Source organism: Rhodanobacter sp. Root561, from assembly GCF_001427365.1.
Classification (GTDB): Bacteria; Pseudomonadota; Gammaproteobacteria; order Xanthomonadales; family Rhodanobacteraceae; genus Rhodanobacter.
Map to the genome: position 1 here is coordinate 340,767 of NZ_LMGH01000001.1, position 17,220 is coordinate 357,986.

At 67.7% G+C, this 17,220-nt stretch carries 18 protein-coding genes; 2 read left to right on the forward strand and 16 right to left on the reverse strand.

Annotation, left to right across the window (positions count from 1 at the left end):
- Nucleotides 1-10: 10 nt before the first annotated feature.
- The 11 genes from ASD55_RS01415 to ASD55_RS01465 form a co-directional block, all read right to left on the reverse strand.
- The gene (locus tag ASD55_RS01415; RefSeq protein ID WP_056763188.1) at nt 11-640 is read right to left on the reverse strand and encodes a cytochrome b; all 630 of its coding nucleotides are present in this window, start codon (nt 638-640) and stop codon (nt 11-13) included.
- Nucleotides 637-1,746, reverse strand: coding sequence for a catalase family peroxidase (locus ASD55_RS01420; RefSeq protein ID WP_056763190.1), 1,110 nt, complete (start codon nt 1,744-1,746; stop codon nt 637-639). The genes ASD55_RS01415 and ASD55_RS01420 overlap by 4 nt, the downstream gene beginning before the upstream one ends.
- Nucleotides 1,747-1,895: 149 nt before the next feature.
- Nucleotides 1,896-2,447: a lipocalin family protein gene (locus tag ASD55_RS01425; protein WP_056763192.1), complete on the reverse strand. Its 552-nt coding sequence runs from the start codon at nt 2,445-2,447 to the stop codon at nt 1,896-1,898.
- Nucleotides 2,444-3,499, reverse strand: coding sequence for a cyclopropane-fatty-acyl-phospholipid synthase family protein (locus tag ASD55_RS01430; RefSeq protein WP_200946061.1), 1,056 nt, complete (start codon nt 3,497-3,499; stop codon nt 2,444-2,446). Before ASD55_RS01430 ends, ASD55_RS01425 begins: the two co-directional genes overlap by 4 nt.
- Before the next feature lie 56 nt (nt 3,500-3,555).
- Complete coding sequence (locus ASD55_RS01435) at nt 3,556-4,338, reverse strand: DUF1295 domain-containing protein (protein WP_056763196.1); 783 nt, start codon at nt 4,336-4,338, stop codon at nt 3,556-3,558.
- Nucleotides 4,335-4,886 carry a DUF2878 domain-containing protein gene (locus ASD55_RS01440; protein WP_056763198.1) on the reverse strand — a complete coding sequence of 184 codons (552 nt, stop codon included), beginning with the start codon at nt 4,884-4,886 and terminating at the stop codon, nt 4,335-4,337. Before ASD55_RS01440 ends, ASD55_RS01435 begins: the two co-directional genes overlap by 4 nt.
- Complete coding sequence (locus ASD55_RS01445) at nt 4,883-6,160, reverse strand: cyclopropane-fatty-acyl-phospholipid synthase family protein (protein ID WP_056763200.1); 1,278 nt, start codon at nt 6,158-6,160, stop codon at nt 4,883-4,885. Before ASD55_RS01445 ends, ASD55_RS01440 begins: the two co-directional genes overlap by 4 nt.
- Nucleotides 6,161-6,182: 22 nt before the next feature.
- Nucleotides 6,183-6,983, reverse strand: a complete 801-nt coding sequence (locus ASD55_RS01450; RefSeq protein WP_157598736.1) for a DUF1365 domain-containing protein — start codon at nt 6,981-6,983, stop codon at nt 6,183-6,185.
- On the reverse strand, nt 6,980-8,278 hold the full coding sequence (locus ASD55_RS01455) for an FAD-dependent oxidoreductase (RefSeq protein WP_056763202.1): 1,299 nt from the start codon (nt 8,276-8,278) through the stop codon (nt 6,980-6,982). The genes ASD55_RS01450 and ASD55_RS01455 overlap by 4 nt, the downstream gene beginning before the upstream one ends.
- Before the next feature lie 3 nt (nt 8,279-8,281).
- Entirely contained in the window at nt 8,282-9,220 is a 939-nt protein-coding gene (locus ASD55_RS01460) for a fatty acid desaturase (RefSeq protein WP_200946062.1), read from the reverse strand.
- A gap of 239 nt (nt 9,221-9,459) precedes the next feature.
- A complete protein-coding gene (locus ASD55_RS01465) occupies nt 9,460-10,215 on the reverse strand; it encodes a M90 family metallopeptidase (RefSeq protein ID WP_056763204.1) in 756 nt (251 codons plus the stop codon).
- Nucleotides 10,216-10,446: 231 nt separating this feature from the next.
- On the opposite strand from ASD55_RS01465, the gene ASD55_RS01470 reads away from it, so the two are divergent.
- Nucleotides 10,447-10,935, forward strand: a complete 489-nt coding sequence (locus tag ASD55_RS01470) for a TspO/MBR family protein (protein WP_056763206.1) — start codon at nt 10,447-10,449, stop codon at nt 10,933-10,935.
- Nucleotides 10,936-10,955: 20 nt separating this feature from the next.
- Here ASD55_RS01470 and ASD55_RS01475 read toward each other — a convergent pair whose 3' ends face one another.
- Genes ASD55_RS01475 through ASD55_RS01485 form a run of 3 tightly spaced genes read right to left on the reverse strand, consistent with a single transcriptional unit; the run spans nt 10,956 to nt 13,619 of the window.
- Entirely contained in the window at nt 10,956-12,365 is a 1,410-nt protein-coding gene (locus ASD55_RS01475) for a deoxyribodipyrimidine photo-lyase (RefSeq protein WP_056763208.1), read from the reverse strand.
- 28 nt (nt 12,366-12,393) lie between these two features.
- On the reverse strand, nt 12,394-13,056 hold the full coding sequence (locus ASD55_RS01480; protein ID WP_056715095.1) for a ChrR family anti-sigma-E factor: 663 nt from the start codon (nt 13,054-13,056) through the stop codon (nt 12,394-12,396).
- Entirely contained in the window at nt 13,053-13,619 is a 567-nt protein-coding gene (locus ASD55_RS01485) for a sigma-70 family RNA polymerase sigma factor (protein WP_007808632.1), read from the reverse strand. The genes ASD55_RS01480 and ASD55_RS01485 overlap by 4 nt, the downstream gene beginning before the upstream one ends.
- A 597-nt stretch (nt 13,620-14,216) precedes the next feature.
- On the opposite strand from ASD55_RS01485, the gene ASD55_RS18245 reads away from it, so the two are divergent.
- Entirely contained in the window at nt 14,217-14,636 is a 420-nt protein-coding gene (locus tag ASD55_RS18245) for a hypothetical protein (RefSeq protein ID WP_157598738.1), read from the forward strand.
- Nucleotides 14,637-14,662: 26 nt separating this feature from the next.
- Here ASD55_RS18245 and rpoD read toward each other — a convergent pair whose 3' ends face one another.
- Together rpoD and dtd are read right to left on the reverse strand one after the other, a co-directional pair.
- Nucleotides 14,663-16,543: an RNA polymerase sigma factor RpoD gene (rpoD, locus tag ASD55_RS01490; protein WP_056715098.1), complete on the reverse strand. Its 1,881-nt coding sequence runs from the start codon at nt 16,541-16,543 to the stop codon at nt 14,663-14,665.
- Between the two features lie 169 nt (nt 16,544-16,712).
- On the reverse strand, nt 16,713-17,153 hold the full coding sequence (gene dtd, locus ASD55_RS01495; protein ID WP_056763210.1) for a D-aminoacyl-tRNA deacylase: 441 nt from the start codon (nt 17,151-17,153) through the stop codon (nt 16,713-16,715).
- Between the last annotated feature and the right edge of the window lie 67 nt (nt 17,154-17,220).

Here is a 17,220-nt window from a genome sequence, read left to right on the forward strand (position 1 = left end):
CTAGAAGCCGTCACGAGTCCGCGTCGTTGCCGCCTTCGTCCCGTGGCGACACGCTGACCGGCTCCGGCGCGATGGACGCAGGCGTCGGTGATGCGCCGCGCGCCATGCTGGGGAACACCTCGTCGCGCCGCACCCAGGCATGGAACAGCGCAGCGGCCAGGTGCAGCAGCACGGTGGCGAACAGCAGCAGGGCAAGCCAGGTGTGGGCGCCGCGCAACGCGGCGTAGACGCTGGCGTCGTGGGGCATGATCGGTGGCAGGTTGAAACCCTTGAACATGGTCACCGGATAGCCGCCGGCAGACAGCATCGACCAGCCGATCAGCGGCATCGCGAACATCAGCGCGTAGAGCAGCCAGTGCGAGGCCTTCGCCGCCAGCACCTGCACCCGGGGCAGGTCGGCCGGCAGCGACGGCGGGCGATGGCGCAGCCGGTTCACCAGCCGCACGATCGCCAGCAGCAGGATCGCGATGCCCAGCGGCCGGTGCAGGCTGACCAGGGTCGGGCGCAGGCTCAGCGAAGCGACCATGCCGATGCCGACGAACAGCATGGCCAGGATCGCCAGCGCCATGCTCCAGTGCAGCACGCGCGCGGTGAGGTTGAAGTGCCGCGGAGCGGGCCTGGCGGGATGAAGATCGTTCATGGCCTGGTCTCCGGTGCGGCGGGCTTGCCGATGGCGGTGTCCGCCTTGCCGCTGGCGATGTCGTGTTCGCGGCGGTTGAAAGACACCGAATAGACGGCCGAACGGGCGGCCAGGATCGGATCGTCCGAACCCTGCACGCCGGCCGGCAGCACCAGCGGGTCGTAGTTGATGTCTCGGCAGGCGCCGGTGGCCTGCGGCGTGCTGCTTTCGATCACCACGGTGCCGACGGTGACGTGCTGGCGATCCCGGGGCCAGGGCTGCGCCGGATCGGCCGTGGGATCGCCGGGCTGCGCCAGGGTCACCACCATGTCCCAGCGCAGCGGCGCATGGGCCAGTCGCGCCTGTAGATCCTCGCTGAGGAAATTGCCGTCGGCGGCAGCACGCTGCTCTGGCGTCATCGCCGCGAAGGCCGCCTGCGGCTGCATCGACCAGCGCACGTTGCGCACTTCGCCACGGTCATTGGTGAAGCGGAAGGCGTTGACGCCGTTGAACGTGGTGTTGGCCCAACTGGTCGACCACGGCGCGGTCTTCGCCCAGGCGGCGAAGCGGGCGAATTCCGGATGGGCGCGGACGAAGGCGGCCTGCTTCGCCGGATCGGGCTTGCCGGTGGCGGGGTCGGGGGCATTGGCGCGGGTCTGCTCGTAGAACGCGGGCACCGTGGACACGCCGAAGAACGGGAAGCTGTTCATCGCCATGCGCCACTGCTGGCCGTCGTCGCTGTTCAACTCCAGCGCCATGCTGCGCACGCGCGCCTTGCCGTCCAGCCCGTAGGGCGCGCCGCCGGCGATCGACAGGCGCCCGGTGAACGGCGTGCGCACCGGCGCAAACAGCCGCGCGCTCGACAGCGCCACGCCTTGCCCGTTGCCTTCGAAATAGCCGGCCACGCAGATGCCCTTGGCATGCGCGCGACGATAGCCCCGGTAGATCTGCCCGTTGCCGCTTTCGATGGCGTTGGTGAAACGTTGCGGAGTCAGCCGGTTCGGCGTCAGCCAACCGGCGATCCAGCCGAAGGCCAGCGCGACGCCGCCCACGATCAGGGCGATTGCCAGCACGGCTGGCCAGCGATGGCGGGTCATTGGAGCGTCGGCGGGATCGATGTCGGGCATGGCGGCTGCTGTCCTGGCGAGTGTGTCAGTCACTCCATTCGCTGCCGCAGGCGCATCGGTTACATCGCCCGCACGGATCCACTCCGGGTCCGCTTGCCGCGACCCCCGTCGAGCCGCCGTGCTGCATGGCCTGCGCAAGTCCGGCGCGGCTAACGGCCGGATCTGGCTGCCGGTTCCTGCTGCGGCACCTTGCGCACCTTGTCCATCGGATAGCCGAGCGCCCGCACCCTCGCCAGCAGGGCGTCGTAGTCGGCTTGGGCGATGGTCGGCGTGCGCGCCATCACCCACATGTAATCACGGGCGTCGCGGGCCACGATGACCTGGCTGTAGTCGTCCTTCAGCCAGGCCACGATGTACTGCGCCTTCAGCGGCCAGAACACCTGCACGCCCCACACCGCGTTGCCGGTGTCGGGCCTGACGAAGCCGGTGGAGTGGATCTCCTTGCGCTCGCCGTCGAAGCTGCCGTTGCGGAAGTGGAACGAGGTGGCGACGTTGCCGTCGGGCTTCAGCGCGTAGACCTCGACCGCGTCGTACGCGTTCTTCTCGAAGCGGGTGGGGATGGTGGCGATCACGTACCAGTCGCCCATGAAGCGGGGCAGGTCGACGCGGGCCACCGGCGTGATCGGCGGCAGTTCGCTGGCACCGGCGTTGAGGTTGAACAGCATGGTGCAGGCCAGCAGCAGGGTCGCCGGGAGTTTCATGGCGTCTCCGGGGCGAAGGATGGCCGGGCGTCGACCGCGGGGCGCACGAAGCGGTAATGCGCGACCAGCCACTGCTGCCCGTCGGCGTAGCCGAACAGCTCGGCGCACGACATCCAGAACATGCGCCAGCGCTGGAACCACAATGGCGCCGCCTTGTCGCCGTAGGCTTGCGCCAGCACCTTCATCACCTCGTCGTGGTGCGCATCCTGGTTGGCCAGCCAGTGGTTGGCGGTGCGCTGGTAGTGCGTGCCGTCGACATGCCAGCGCTGCTCGATGTGCAGCGCGGACTGGAACCACAGCAAGGTGTCGGACGCCGGCATCAGCCCGCCGGTGAAGAAGTGGCGGCCCATCCAGTTGTCGTCGCCCTCGGTCTCGAACGGATACATCGCGGTGCGGTGCGCGAAGATGTGCACGAACAGTTTGCCGCCGGGTTTCAGCCAGCCGGCGATGCGGTCCAGCAGCGTCTCGTAGTTGCGCATGTGCTCGAACATCTCGATCGACACGCAGCGATCGAACTGCGCCGGATCGAGTTGCAGCGCGTTGACGTCGCAGGTGATCACGCGCACGTTGGTCAGCCCGCGCCGGCGGCATTGCGCTTCGATGTGCCGGCGCTGCGGGGCGGAGTTGGATACGGCGGTGATCCGCGCACTCGGAAAGTGCTCGGCCATCCACAGGGTCAGCGAACCCCAGCCGCAGCCGAGTTCGAGTATCGACTGACCATCGGCGAGCTGGGCGCGCTCGCCGTACAGCCTGAGCATCGCCTCCTCGGCCTGGTCCAGCGACTCGTCGCCGCAAGGGTAGTAGCAGGCCGAATACTTCAGGCGCTTGCCCAGGCAGAGCTCGAAGAACGCCGGCGGCAATTCGTAGTGCTGCGCGTTGGCCGCGTCGGTATGGATCGCCACCGGACTGTGGCGCAGCATGTCGATGCGCTGCGCATACCGCGCGGCCTGTGCGTCGAGGCCGCCGGCCTGTTCCTCGCGCAGGCGTTGCGCGCACAGTCGCCGGATACCCTGGCGCAACAGCGTGTCGGGAATGCGGCCGCGTTCGGCCATGCCCAGCAGGCCTGGCGCCGGGCGTTCGCTGGCCAGCTCGGTGGAAGCGGGGGTGGTCATCGTGAGGTCCTCCTGGGAAACCATGGAATCAGCAGCGCCGTGGTGCGCTGGTAGTCGCGGTAGTCCGCTCCGCGCGTGCGCAGCGCCTGTGCCTCGGTGTACGGCACGCCGCTGATCCAGCGCAGGAACACGTACATGACTGCCGGCCCGGACCACGCCAGCCAGCCGATCGGCGAACCGACCGCCAGGCAGACGTAGGCGAACCAGTGCAGCCATTCGAAGAAGTAATTCGGATGGCGCGAATACCGCCACAGGCCGTCGCGGCAGGTCGTGCCGCGGTGGGCCGGATCGGCGCGGAAGCGCGCCAGCTGCGCGTCGGCGATCGACTCGCCGAGCACGCCCAGCAGCCAGAGGGCAACGGCCGCGGCCAGCCACGGCACGGACGCCTGCGGGTTGCGCGCCACCGCCACGAACGGTAGCGCGAACAGCACGATCAGGAAGGCCTGGAACTGGAAGAAGGCAAAGAACTTCCACTGCGCGCCCTGCCAGTGCGCGCGCAGGTTGCGGTAGCGGCCATCCTCCGCTTCGCCGCGCACGCGACGCCAGAGATGTGCAGACAAACGCAAACCCCACGCGCCACCGAGCAGCGCCAACACCACCCGCGTCCACGCTGCGCCGCTGCCGGTGGTCGCCAGCAGTACGGCGCTGCCGCCCACGCCTGCTGCCCACAGCACGTCGACGATGCCCGCGTTGCTGTGCCGGCGCTGCCGTTGCCAGCCCAGCGTCATCATCAGCGCGGCCAGCAGCCACACGATCAGCAGTTGCCACCACGGGTTCATGCGCAGGCTCCTCGCGTTGTCGATCGCGGTGGCGACGAGTCGCTGCCGATGCGCGCCAGCCACGCCAGCGCCGGTGTCGCCAGCGCCCAGCCGAGCGCCAGCGCCAGCACGGCGCGCCATGCCGGCTCGGCGAACATGACTACGTGCCAGCCGCGCGCCGCACCCAGATAGGCCAGCGGACCGCCGACCAATCCCAGTAGCGCCGCCAGCCACAGCCGCGTCTGCAGGTAGCGCAGGGACTGGCTGAAGGTCAGCGCGAAGGTCACCCACAGCGCAAGAATCCAGCCCGGCGCCAGCGCCGGGTTCGGCCAGCCGGCCGCGTAGCGGGCCAGCCCGCTACGGCTCAGCGTGCCGTCGAGCAGCAAACCGAACACCAGCCCGGCGGCGATCAGGGCGAGATCGACGCGCACATTGCGGGCGCAAGCCAGCTGCACCAGCGCGTAGACGAGCATGCCGAGCACGCCCGGCCACGCCAGCCCGTGGCCCGCGCCGATCACCGCGACAAACCACACGGCCTGGTAGCCGATCAGGCTGAGCCAGAAGCTCATGCCGGCCGGCCCGGCAGCCACGCGGCGCGGCGATGGCCCGGCTTGGCCATCAACAGGTGCGCCACGCCGATCGAGCGCTCGCGAAAGCCGCCTTCGCAGTACGCCAGGTAGAACTCCCACAGGCGCACGAAACGCTCGTCGAAGCCCTGCGCACGCACTTGCGCCAAATGGGCCATGAAGCGCTCGCGCCATGCCTTGAGCGTCTGCGCGTACGAACTGCCGAAGTCTTCCAGCTGGATCAGGCTCAGGTCGCTGGTGCGGGTCTTGGCCGCGATCAGCGCGCTGATCGACGGGATGAAGCTGCCGGGAAACACGTGGCGCTTGATGAAGTCGACCGACTTCAACGCCTGCGCGTAGCGATGGTCCTCGATGGTGATCGCCTGCACCAGCGCCAGGCCGTCCGGCTTCAGCAGGCGGCCGAGCTTGCCGAAATAGACGTCCAGATACGGTGCGCCGATCGCCTCGACCATCTCGATCGAGACCAGCTTGTCGTACTGGCCGTCGAGGTCGCGGTAGTCCTCCAGCAGCAGGGTGACGTGCTCCTGCATGCCCGCTTCGGCGACGCGCTGGCTGGCCAGCGCATGCTGCTCGCGCGAGATCGTGGTGGTGGTGACATGGCAGCCGTAGTGCTGCGCCGCATGCAGCGCGAAGCCGCCCCAGCCGGTGCCGATCTCGATCACCCGGTCGGTGGGCTGGAGATCGAGCTGGCGGCAGATGCGCTCCAGCTTGCGTGCGGAGGCGGTTTCCAGCGTGTCGGTTGGGTCGCTCCAGATCGCCGACGAATACATAAGGTCCGTCGAGAGGAACAGGCTGAAGAAGTCGTTGCCCAGGTCATAGTGCGCGGCGATGTTGCGGCGGCTGCCGTCGCGGGTGTTTCGACGCAACGCGTGCCACAGCCGCATCGCCATGCCGCCGAGACGGGCCACGCCGCTCTCCATGCCATCGAGCAGGTCGCGGTTGCGCACCAGCAACTGGATCAGGCCGACCAGGTTGTCGCAGCGCCATTGACCGTCCATGTACGACTCGCCGGCGCCCACGCTGCCGTGGCGCGCCACCGCGCGGTAGAAGCCGGCGTCCAGCACCTGCAGGTGGATCTGCAGCGTGGGTTGCGCACTGGCGGGTTCGCCCAGCTCGGCCGTGCCGCAGGCGTCGCTCAGCACCAGCCGGCCGTGGCGCAGGCCGCGCATCCGCTCGAGCAGTTGCCGGCGCAGGAAGCGATCGAGCCCGTCGAATGCGGCGTCGTCGCGGGTGCGGGTGCTGGCGATATCGTTCATGGCAAACCTCGGGGCGTTCGTTTCAGTCGGCAGGGCGCGCAGGCGGCGCCGGATGGTCGTGCACCGGATTGCGCTTCAGCCACAGCCGCAGCGCATGCCAGTGGATCGCGCCGACCACTTGGGCGGTCATCAGCGGATAACGCCACAGCACGCGCGCCAGCGAGGCGCCGGTGAGCGGCAGGCGCTGCAGGTTCAGCGTGGCGTCGAACGTGCGCCGGCCTTCGCGCATCACGTTCATGTGCACGCGCAGGTCTTCGCCGGGCACGGTGAATCGCCAGTCGTAGGTGCAGTCCATCGGCATGAAGGGCGACACGTGGAAGCGCTTGGCAAAGCTCCAGTGCAGCGCGCGGCCATGCACCTGCGCGTCCTCGACCGGCAGCACATAGGCGTGGCGCTGCTTCCACGGCGTGTTGGTGATTTCTGCCAGCACCGCCAGCAGGGTCTCGCCATCCTCGGCGTAGCAGTAGTAGAAGCTGACCGGGTTGAACACCATGCCGGCGTAGCGCAGGTGGGTGAGCAGGCGGATCGGTCCGGTCGGCCGCATGCCGGTGGCTTGCTCCACGCGCTGGCGCACTGCATCGGCCAGCGACAGGGTCGCCGGCGCCAGGTAGTCGCTGCGGCGGAACTGTGCCAGGTTGCGATGCGTGGTCGACCACAGCCAGCGGTCGGCGAATACCCGCTCGACCTCGTCCAGATCCAGATACAACTGGGCCATGCGATAGCTGAACGCGTGCGCGTGTGGCTCGTGCCGTCGGTGGCGTACCACGCCCTCGTACACGGCGCTGGCCAATCGCAGCTTCGAGCTGGCCGGCTTCGTCGTCACGCGACCAGCTCCGCCTGGTGCGATGGGTTCGCCGCCACCGACGCGGAGCCCAGCGGCCAGTGCACGCCCAGCGCCGCAGCGACCTCGACCGCGCTGCGCATGCCGTCCTCATGGAAGCCCCAGCCCCAGTACGCCCCGGCAAACCAGGTGCGGCGCCAGCCCTGGATTTCGGCCTTGCGTGCCTGCGCCTGCACCGAGGCCCTGGTGTAGACCGGATGGTGGTAGCGCATGCGCGCCAGGATTCTGGACGGGTCGATCGCCTCGCTGCGATTCAGGGTGACCACGAACGGCTCGGGCGAGGCGATGCCCTGTAGCAGGTTCATGCAGTAGCTGACCGTGCACGGCGCGGCGGAATCGCGCGGCAGCCACGCATTCCAGGCCGCCCATGCCTTGCGCCGGCGCGGCAGCACGCTGGCGTCGGTGTGCAGCACGGTGTCGTTGGCCTGGTAGGTCATCGCGCCCAGGATCGAATGCTCGCGCTCGTTAGCGTCGCCCAGCAGGCGCAGCGCCTGATCGCTGTGGCAGGCCAGCACCAGCTGGTCGAAATGCTCCACGCCCGCCGCGCTGCACACCTCGACGCCGCCGGCGTGGCGCAGGATCGAATGCACCGGGCAGCTCAGCCGTTCGCGCACCGGCCAGTGCGCGCGCAGCGCCGCCACGTAGGTCGACGAGCCGCCCTTCACCACCCGCCACTGCGGCCGGTCGCCGAGCTGCAGCATCTGGTGGTTGGCCATGAACTGCACCAGGTAGCGCGCGGGAAACTGCAGGATCTGCGTGGGCGGCGACGACCACAGCGCGGAGGCCATCGGGATCAGGTGCTCGTCGCGGAACGCGGCGCCGTAACCGTGCTGCAGCAGGTAATCGCCGAGGCTGGTGGTGTCCTCGCTCGTCAGCAACAGCGCGGGCGCTTCGCGATAAAAGCGGGTGAGGTCGCGCACCATGCCGAGGAAGCGCGGCGACAGCAGGTTGCGGCGCTGGCAGAACAGCGTGTCCAGCGTGGTGGCGTTGTACTCCAGCCCGCTGGCCTCGCTGTGCACCGAAAAGCTCATCGTGGTCGGCTGCGACGCCACGCCAAGCTGCGCGAACATCCGCGTCAGCAGCGGATAGTGCGCCGGGTTGTGCACGATGAAGCCGCTGTCGATGCGGTAAGTTTTTCCGGCCTGCTCCACCTCGTGCGTGTGGGTGTGGCCGCCGAAATAGTCGTTCGCCTCGAACAGCGTCACCTCATGCTGGCGCGACAGCAACCACGCCGACGCCAGCCCCGCGATGCCCGATCCGACCACGGCAATGCGCATCGCTCAGCTCCCCGCCCTGACCAGCACCCACGCCGGCACCGGTTTCAGTCCGCGCACCAGGCCCAGCATGGCCATCAGCTTCAGCCCGTACCACGTCACGTCCACTTCCCACCAGCGGAAACCCTGGCGACTGGAACCGGGAAAGAAGTGATGGTTGTTGTGCCAGCCTTCGCCGAACGTCAGCAGCGCCAGCCACAGGTTGTTGCGGCTGTCGTCCTTCGTGGCGTAACGGCGGCTGCCGAAGCGGTGCGCCAGCGAATTGATCGTCACCGTGGCGTGGAACAGCACGATGGTGGAGACGAAGAAACCCCACACCAGCATCTGCCCGCCGCTGGTGCCCAGCTGCGGCGCCACCTGTTGCAGCAATGCGCCCAGTCCGTACATCGCCACGGCCAGCAGCAGCGGCACCGCGATGTCGAAGCGGTCCAGCCAGCGCAGCTCCGGATACTTCGCCAGGTCCGGCACGCGCGTCAGGTCGGTGCGGAAATTGCGTGGGGTCAGGAACCAGCCGACGTGGCTCCACAGGAAACCGTGCACGCGCGGCGAATGCGGGTCGGCCGATGTATCCGTAACCCGGTGGTGCTGCCGGTGATGCGCCGCCCACCACAGCGGTCCGCGCTGCACGCAGGACGCGCCGATCAGCGCGAACACGAACTGCACCGCGCGCGAGGTCTGGAAGGTGCGGTGCGAGAAGTAGCGGTGATAGAACCCGGTCAGCGCGAACATCCGCACCGCGTAAAGCGCGCCCGCCACGCCCAACGCCACCGGCGACACGCCAACCCCGATCACCGCGAGACAGGCCAGGTGCATCGCCACGAACGGTGCGGCGCGCAGCCAGTCGATCCGGTCCTCGCGACCCTCGTCCACCTGCACGGTGGCGCTGGTATCAAACCAGCGACGCAGGGTGCGGCCCAGCCAGGAGCGGCCATGGCCGGCCGGCATGCCGGGCGGGCTGGCGGGTGCGCTGGAAGGGGCGGGTGAACGGAGCATGCGGCGTACCTGTGGGCGAGCGGCAAGTAGGGCTCGATGACAGATACGGGGGAAACGGCGGAGTGGATGCGTGGGATGGCTCGCAACGTGGCTCTTGCCGGGCATGGCCGTTGCGGGGGCCGCTCAGCCCGGTTGCGACGGGTTCGCGGCCGTTCGACGTCTGGCACGCGGATGGCGACGGGAACGTTCGTTCACAGCGGATGCTGGCGATAGAACAGCTCGAGTTGCCGATAAACCGCCGGCAGGTGTTCGCGCAAGGCGGCGGGCGCTTCGAAGAACTGCTCGCTGAGGACGGCGAAGAATTCGGCGTGGCTTTCCAGCCCGTACGGATCGATCGGCAGCTCAATGCCATGGCGCCGGGCTTCGGTCAGCTGCTCCCACGCGCTGGTGAAAGCCTGCGCCCATGCGCGGCGATCCATGCGCCGGTGCAGCGGCGGGAAGCCGTCGGCGTCGCCGTTCAACATGTCGAGCTTGTGCGCCATTTCGTGGACGACCACGTTGTGCCCGGATTGCCGCCCGATCGCCTGCACGTCATCCCACGACAGGATCACCGGCCCGCGGTTCCAGGCTTCGCCGGCCAGGATGTCGCGGCTGCGGTGCACCACGCCCGCGTCGTCCACTCGTTCGCGCTGCGGGCTGAAGGCGCGCGGGTAGACGATGATGCTGTGCCAGCCGTCGTACCAGTCGAGCCCGAGTTTCAGGATCGGCAGGCAGGCGTGGGTCGCCAGCAGGACGCGGTCGGCGTCGTCCAGATGCAGGCCCTCGACCGGCTCCAGCGACTTGCGTTCCAGGAACAGGGTGACCAGCACGCGCAGGTTGGCCTGGTCCGAGGCACCCAGCCGGCGCGCGGCGGCGCAGCGTCGCAGCGCGTCGCGCCAGAGTCCTTCGGCGATCGGTCGTCGCGCGACGAGGCGTCGTATGCGCCAGTTTCTGATTCTGTCGAACATGAGCACATCCCGAAGAGTCGTACGAACGCGAATCGGCGGCGTCGGCGGCGAGTCCTGTTCCGATGCCTGGCGGGCACGTGCTGGCGAAGCGTTGCCACGGCCTTTGGCCACGAACCCAGGAGATGGGGCGGACGCGGGCTCTTCACAATGCGCAGGCGGGAGCTTCCGCACAGTTGCCACAAACACGCTCCGCTACGGGAGCCCCGCACGCACGCATATCCGGAGCCAGGCATGACGCACGCGAAGCAGTTCCTCGGTCTGGTCGGCTGGCTGTTGCTGAGCTTCGTGGCCGCCGCCATCGGTGCGGTGGCTTCGGTACAGGCGGCCGATTTCTATCAGCAGCTGGCCCAGCCCTCGTGGGCCCCGCCGTCCTCGGTGTTCGGCCCGGTATGGTCGGTGCTGTATGCGCTGATGGGCATCGCTGCGTGGCTGGCCTGGCGCGAAGGCGGCTGGCACCGGCAGCGTGGCGTGCTCACGCTGTTCGTGATCCAGCTGGCGCTGAACGCGTTGTGGAGCTGGCTGTTTTTCGGCTGGCATCGCGGTGCGCTGGCCTTTGTCGACATCGTGATGCTGTGGCTGCTGATCGTGGCCACCGTGCTCGGCTTCTGGCGCGTGCGAGCGCTGGCCGGCGCCTTGCTGCTGCCGTACTTGGGCTGGGTGAGTTTCGCCTCGGCGCTGAACTTCGCGGTGTGGCATCTGAATCCGCAGATGCTGGGCTGATGCTGCGGCGGGTTTCGATGTCAGCGGGCCAATGCCGTGTAGGCATCCAGCGCCTGCTGGCGTGACTGGCCGAGGTCGACCATCGGCGCCGGGTAACCGCTACGCCTGAGCAGGGCCGCGTCCTTCCACGGTTCGTGCAGCAATGCCACGGGTGCGTCAGCCAGTTCCGGCAGCCAGCGGCGCAGGTAAGCGCCGTCGGGATCGAACTTCTTCGCCTGGGTGAGTGGATTGAACACGCGGAAATACGGCGCGGCATCCGCGCCGCAGCCGGCCACCCATTGCCAGCCCAAGGTGTTGTTGGCCAGGTCGGCGTCGACCAGGGTGTCGTGGAACCAGCGCGCGCCGTGCAGCCAGTGCTGGCGAAGGTTCTTGGTCAGGAAGCTGGCCACGATCATCCGCACGCGGTTGTGCATCCAGCCGGTGTGCCACAACTCGCGCATGCCGGCATCGACCAGCGGAATGCCGGTGCGGCCGCGTTGCCAGCGTTCGATCACGACTTCGTCGGCAGCGGCCCAGGCGAAATCGTCGAAGCGCGGGTTGAAGTTTTCCGTGGGCGTGTGCGGAAAGTGGAACAGCAGGTGATGGGCGAACTCGCGCCAGCCCAGTTCGCGCAGGAACGGTTCGAGGTCGGGTCGGCGTCTGGTGTCGATGGCGCGGGCGCGGCGGTCCAGCTCGAAGTGGATCTGCCGTGGCGAGATCTCGCCGAAATGCAGATGCGGCGACAGCCGCGAGGTGCCGTGCCGCGCGGGCAGGTCGCGGGCCTGGGCGTAGTCGCTGATGGCGTCGTCGGCGAAAATTTCCAGCAGGTCGCGCGCGCCGGTTTCGCCCGGCTGCCAGTGCGCGTGCAGGCCGCCGGCCCAATCGATGCGCGGCAGCAGTTCCAGTGCATCGAGCGGAACGCCGCCGGGCAGTTCGCGCCAGCCCGGAACGCGCGGCGCGGGCAACGGTTCGACCGATTGCAGTTCCGGCCGCAGCTTGCGCCAGTAAGGCGTGAACACCTTGTATGGCTGGCCTTGCCCGGTGGCGATCCGCCATGGCTCGCACCACAACGCCGCGTTGTGGCTGTGCACCGCGATGCCGTCCTGCCGCAGGGCGCTCTTGAGCTGCGTGTCGCGCTCGATCGCGGCCGGCTCGTACAGGCGGTTCCAGTACACCGCGCCGGCACCGCTGCGACGGATCAGTTCGCGCAGGACGGCCAACAGCTCGCCACGACGCAGGTGCAGGGCGGCGCCGGCATCGCGCAGATCCCGGTCCAGCGCGCGCAGCGCATGATGCAGCCACCAGCGGCTGGCGGAACCGGCCGGGCAGGCTTCGTCATCGGCATGGATGAACACCGGCAGCACGTGGGCGTGCTCGGCGCAGGCCGCGCTCCACGCGGGGTTGTCCGCCAGGCGCAGGTCGCGCCGGAACAGCACCAGCGCCGTGCTCATCGAGGCAGGCTCCGCGGCGGCACCGCGCTCAGAACCCGAACAGTGGCTGCAGCGTGCGCGCCATCCAGCTGGAAAACACCAGCGGGGCATCGGTGGCTGCCACGCAGATGCACGGCACGCCGGGTGAGGTCACCGGCTGGTGCAGGGTCTCGCCGTCCAGGTCGGCCACGTCGCCGGGGCCGAAGTGGCCGAGCAGGTCGTCGTAGGCGCCATCCAGGATCATCGTCAGTTCGCTGCCGCCGTGGCTGTGCAGCGGCAGTTTGCTGCCCGGCGCGATGCGCAGCAGCATCAGGTCGCCGCCGGCGATGCCGCTGGCGCGGATGCGCTGCACGCCCGGCGCCACGCGGCGCCAGCGCAACGCCCGCATGGACGGGCCGAACCACGGGTGCAGCGCGCTGGGCAGCCGGTCCGGGTTCCGCTCCTCGATGACCTCGGCGGGCGCCGTCGGCAGCGCCTCGGCCGGTTCGGCGTCGAGCAGGGCCAGCATCGCGGCGCGCGCATCGTCGGCCGGTACGTCGACGCGTTGCTGCTGCATCAGCACGCCACCGATCCGGTCGGCGTCGAGCAGGCGCTCGCGACAGGTGGTGCAGCGCTCCAGGTGGGCGGAGGCGACCACCGCCAGCGCGGCCGGCAAGGCGCCGGCGGAATAGCTGAGCAGGGTGGCGTCGTCGAGGTGGCGATTCGGCTTCATCGCGGGGCCCTCATGCTGCCCTGCAGTTTGGCAAACGAGCGCCGCAGCGAGGACTTGACCGAGCCCAGCGGCATGTCCAGCTCGCGGGCGATCTCGCTGTGACTTTTGCTTTCGAGGTAACACATGCGAACAAGCTTGGCCTGCACGGGTGGAAGGTGATCGATGGCCTGCTTCAGCAGATCCTGGTCGAAGGAGGATTCGGGTTGCGAGTCGAGCCGACCGGATTCGAGATGGTCGAGCCGGTCAAGACCTTCCTGGATCGGCAGCCAGTGCGGCTCCCTGCGCACGTGGTCGATGTAGAGGTTGCGTGCCACGCGATACAGCCAGGTGGCGAGGCTGGCGCGCGCCGGATCGAACATCGCGGCCTTGCGCCACAGCGTCAGCAGTGCCTCCTGCACCAGCTCGTCGGCGATCGACTCGGCCACGCCCAGGTTGCGCAGGTAGCGCTGCAGGCGCGGCGCGAAGTGATCGTAGATGCGCATGAAACTCGCACGGTCGCGCTGTACCGACACGGCCGCCATCTGTGCCGACCAGTACGATGCATCAGGCGCGCTGTGGTTCATGGGAGCGGACACGGATCGTTTGGCCCCGGCGGGCGTCATCCCGGTGACAGAGTGGTTCCGAACCATCATACGCAACTTCCCGCCCACGGCTGCGGCGCACCCCGACGCGAGGGTGTGCTCCATGCCGGTGCATACGGAGAAGCTGCGGATTCGGATTCATCGCAACCGGGGCGATGGTCGGAGATGCCGCATCACGAGTGGTGGGCCCACGAGGACTCGAACCTCGAACCAAGGGATTCGCGTGTTCCGGAGGTTTCCCTTCGGCGCGGACTATCTCTTCACCCTTCACACGTTGCATGGCTTCGTGCGGTTGGGGTGCGGGACGCTCTAGCCTGTCATCAAGGGCGCTGAAGCCCTCAGGTAGTCTCTGCACCTTCCGCCGGTGTACCGGCGGCTTGGCTCAGGGTTGCCACCGGCCGCGTCTGCGCCGCTGAGGTTTCCCTGAATTCATCCCGTTCCCGTCCATGCATTCCTGCACGGCGGCACCTTTCGATGAGTCCCCTGCTCTAACCATTGAGCTATAGGCCCGTATGCCTATGGTAGCAACGCCCGCAGGCAAAGCCACGCCTTGCGCGCGCTTTGGATTATGCTAATAGGATGAAATCCGAACTTGCCTGCATGGTGTGCGGTGCCATCCTGACAGGCAGGCAGCGCCGATTCTGTTCCCGGGTCTGCAAGAACCGGGATACCAATCATCGACACCAAAGCTACTCCAGCCAGCAGTTACGCGGCCTGTTACGCAAACGGCAACTGGTTGAGTCAGCAGGCGGATGCTGCGTGCGGTGTGGCTATCGCGCGAATCTTGCAGCGTTGACCTGGCACCATGGCAAACACGCACGCAAATCATTCAACCTCGACCTGCGCGCGCTCTCGAATCGGAGCATGGCTGAAGTCGAGCGCGAGCTGACCAAATGCATCTTGTTGTGCGCCAATTGCCATGCGGAAGAGCATCACCCCGAAATGGCCACGACAAATCGTGGTTCCAGAAAAGACAACGGCCGCATGCGCGACCGTTGAAAAGAAGCATCGCGGGCGAGCAGCTGTTACTCGACGTCGAGGAACGAGCGCAGCTGTTCGGAGCGGCTGGGATGACGCAGCTTGCGCAACGCCTTGGCTTCGATCTGGCGGATGCGCTCGCGGGTGACGTCGAACTGCTTGCCGACTTCTTCCAGCGTGTGGTCGGTGTTCATGTCGATGCCGAAGCGCATGCGCAGCACCTTCGCTTCCCGCGGGGTGAGGCCGGCGAGCACGTCGCGCACGGTTTCCATCAGGCCGGTTTCCGTCGCCGAGTCGATCGGCGAGCTGGCGTTGCCGTCCTCGATGAAGTCGCCCAGGTGGGAATCCTCGTCGTCGCCGATCGGGGTTTCCATCGAGATCGGTTCCTTGGCGATCTTCAGCACCTTGCGGATCTTGTCCTCGGGCATCTCCATTTCCTTGGCCAGTTCTTCCGGCGTGGCCTCGCGGCCGAACTGCTGCAGCATCTGGCGGGAAATGCGGTTCAACTTGTTGATCGTCTCGATCATGTGCACCGGGATGCGGATGGTGCGCGCCTGGTCGGCGATCGAGCGGGTGATCGCCTGGCGGATCCACCAGGTGGCGTAGGTCGAGAACTTGTAGCCGCGGCGGTATTCGAACTTGTCGACCGCCTTCATCAGGCCGATGTTGCCTTCCTGGATCAGGTCGAGGAACTGCAGGCCGCGGTTGGTGTACTTCTTGGCGATCGAGATCACCAGGCGCAGGTTGGCCTCGACCATTTCCTTCTTGGCGCGACGGGCCTTCGCCTCGCCACTGGCCATGGCGCGGTTGATGTCCTTGATGTCGATCAGCGGCAGGAACAGCTTGCGCTCGATAGCGGCGAGCTTCTCCTGCTCGGCGTCGATCGCTTCGCGATGGGTCTTGATGTTCGGCGACCACTTCTGGCGCTTGCGGCCCAGTTCGGCCGCCCACTCGAGGTTGCCCTCGTTGCTGGGGAAGGTCTTGATGAACTCGGCCTTGGGCATCTTCACCTGCTTGACGAAGATGTCCAGCAGCACGCGCTCGTGATGGCGGATGTCGCCCACCACTTCGCGCAGCTTGCGCACGAAGCCGTCGATCAGCGCGGACGGCAGCTTGAGCTTGAGGAATTCCTCGGCCATCTGGTCGCGCAACTTGACGATCTTCTTGTCGGTGATGCTGGCGGCTTTCGGGGCGGCCTTCTGGAACTTGCCGTAGTAGTCGCGCAGCAGCTCCATGCGGCGCTTGACCTCTTCCGGGTCGGGACCGCTGGGGCCGGCCTCTTCCTCGTCCTCGGCGGACTCGTCCTCGTCCTCGTCGCCTTCCTCGCCTTCCTCGACTTCGGGCGCGAGCAGGGCGGCGGCTTCCTTTTCCTTGCGGGCGAGGTCGGCGGCTTCTTCCAGGTCGAGGAAGCCGGCCAGGATTTCGCTGAGGCGGCGCTTGCCGTCCAGGTGCTGGTCGTATTCCTCCAGCAGCAGTTCGATGGTCAGCGGGAAGCTGGCCAGCGCGGTCTGCACCTGGCCCAGGCCTTCCTCGATGCGCTTGGCGATGGCGATCTCGCCTTCGCGGGTCAGCAGCTCGACCGTGCCCATCTCGCGCATGTACATACGCACCGGGTCGGTGGTGCGGCCCACTTCGGCATCCACGGCGGAGAGCAGGGCCACCGCTTCTTCGGCGGCCGAGTCGTCGTCGCCGGAGCCGCCACCGGGGGCGGCGCCATCGGAGATGGTGTCGGTGTCCGGCGCGGCGTCGTGCACTTCGATGCCGACGCCCTTGAGCACCGCCATGATGTCTTCGATCTGCTCCGGATCGACGATGTCGTCGGGCAGGTGGTCGTTGATCTCGGCGTAGGTCAGGTAGCCCTGCTCCAAGCCCTTGGCGATGAGCGCCTTGATTTCAGACTGTTGCTCGTGGGGAGCTTTGCTATTCATTCACCGACCGCCGCAAGGTTCAAGAACCGGACATTATAGCGATGTGCTGCTTTTTTGACCAGTTTTCAAGTAGGAAAGGGTTGCGATCAGGCACGCAAAAATCGCGCCAAATCACGGAATTGCCGTGCATCGGCCGGCATCGAGCCGGGCCTCGCACGCGTCGATCCGTTCAGCCGGTGTCGAGCCAGAAAGTTACCGGGCCGTCGTTCACCAGCTGCACCACCATATGGGCACCGAAGCGGCCGGTTTCCACCCCCGGGTGCGCCGACCGCGCGGCGGCCAGCAGGTGCTCGAACCAGCGCCGCCCATGCTCGGGTGGCGCGGCGCGGGTGAAGCTGGGGCGCATGCCGGAGCGGGTGTCGGCGACCAGGGTGAACTGGCTGACCAGCAGCAGGCCGCCGCCGGTGTCGCTGAGCGAGCGGTTCATCTTGCCGTTGTGGTCGGCGAACACGCGGTAGCCGAGCAGGCGTTCCAGCATGCGCCGGGATTGCGCTTCGCCGTCGTCCGGCTGCACCGCCACCAGCGCCAGCAGGCCGGGGCCGATGGCGCCGACCATTTCGTCGTCCACGCTGACGCTGGCTGAAAGGACTCGCTGGATCAGGGCAATCATGGCGGTGCGGTGGCGAGGGAGTGCCCAGCTTACGGTGCCGACCGTCGCGGTGAAAGATCGGCGGAGC

What these genes read in the sequence shown, in the direction of transcription:
- ASD55_RS01415 (WP_056763188.1), bottom strand. Translation starts at nt 640, where the DNA reads ATGAACGATCTTCATCCCGCCAGGCCCGCTCCGCGGCACTTCAACCTC.
- ASD55_RS01420 (WP_056763190.1), bottom strand. Translation starts at nt 1,746, where the DNA reads ATGCCCGACATCGATCCCGCCGACGCTCCAATGACCCGCCATCGCTGG.
- ASD55_RS01425 (WP_056763192.1), bottom strand. Translation starts at nt 2,447, where the DNA reads ATGAAACTCCCGGCGACCCTGCTGCTGGCCTGCACCATGCTGTTCAAC.
- ASD55_RS01430 (WP_200946061.1), bottom strand. Translation starts at nt 3,499, where the DNA reads ATGGCCGAACGCGGCCGCATTCCCGACACGCTGTTGCGCCAGGGTATC.
- ASD55_RS01435 (WP_056763196.1), bottom strand. Translation starts at nt 4,338, where the DNA reads ATGAACCCGTGGTGGCAACTGCTGATCGTGTGGCTGCTGGCCGCGCTG.
- ASD55_RS01440 (WP_056763198.1), bottom strand. Translation starts at nt 4,886, where the DNA reads ATGAGCTTCTGGCTCAGCCTGATCGGCTACCAGGCCGTGTGGTTTGTC.
- ASD55_RS01445 (WP_056763200.1), bottom strand. Translation starts at nt 6,160, where the DNA reads ATGAACGATATCGCCAGCACCCGCACCCGCGACGACGCCGCATTCGAC.
- ASD55_RS01455 (WP_056763202.1), bottom strand. Translation starts at nt 8,278, where the DNA reads ATGCGCATTGCCGTGGTCGGATCGGGCATCGCGGGGCTGGCGTCGGCG.
- ASD55_RS01460 (WP_200946062.1), bottom strand. Translation starts at nt 9,220, where the DNA reads ATGCCGGCCGGCCATGGCCGCTCCTGGCTGGGCCGCACCCTGCGTCGC.
- ASD55_RS01465 (WP_056763204.1), bottom strand. Translation starts at nt 10,215, where the DNA reads ATGTTCGACAGAATCAGAAACTGGCGCATACGACGCCTCGTCGCGCGA.
- ASD55_RS01470 (WP_056763206.1), top strand. Translation starts at nt 10,447, where the DNA reads ATGACGCACGCGAAGCAGTTCCTCGGTCTGGTCGGCTGGCTGTTGCTG.
- ASD55_RS01475 (WP_056763208.1), bottom strand. Translation starts at nt 12,365, where the DNA reads ATGAGCACGGCGCTGGTGCTGTTCCGGCGCGACCTGCGCCTGGCGGAC.
- ASD55_RS01480 (WP_056715095.1), bottom strand. Translation starts at nt 13,056, where the DNA reads ATGAAGCCGAATCGCCACCTCGACGACGCCACCCTGCTCAGCTATTCC.
- ASD55_RS01485 (WP_007808632.1), bottom strand. Translation starts at nt 13,619, where the DNA reads ATGAACCACAGCGCGCCTGATGCATCGTACTGGTCGGCACAGATGGCG.
- ASD55_RS18245 (WP_157598738.1), top strand. Translation starts at nt 14,217, where the DNA reads ATGAAATCCGAACTTGCCTGCATGGTGTGCGGTGCCATCCTGACAGGC.
- rpoD (WP_056715098.1), bottom strand. Translation starts at nt 16,543, where the DNA reads ATGAATAGCAAAGCTCCCCACGAGCAACAGTCTGAAATCAAGGCGCTC.
- dtd (WP_056763210.1), bottom strand. Translation starts at nt 17,153, where the DNA reads ATGATTGCCCTGATCCAGCGAGTCCTTTCAGCCAGCGTCAGCGTGGAC.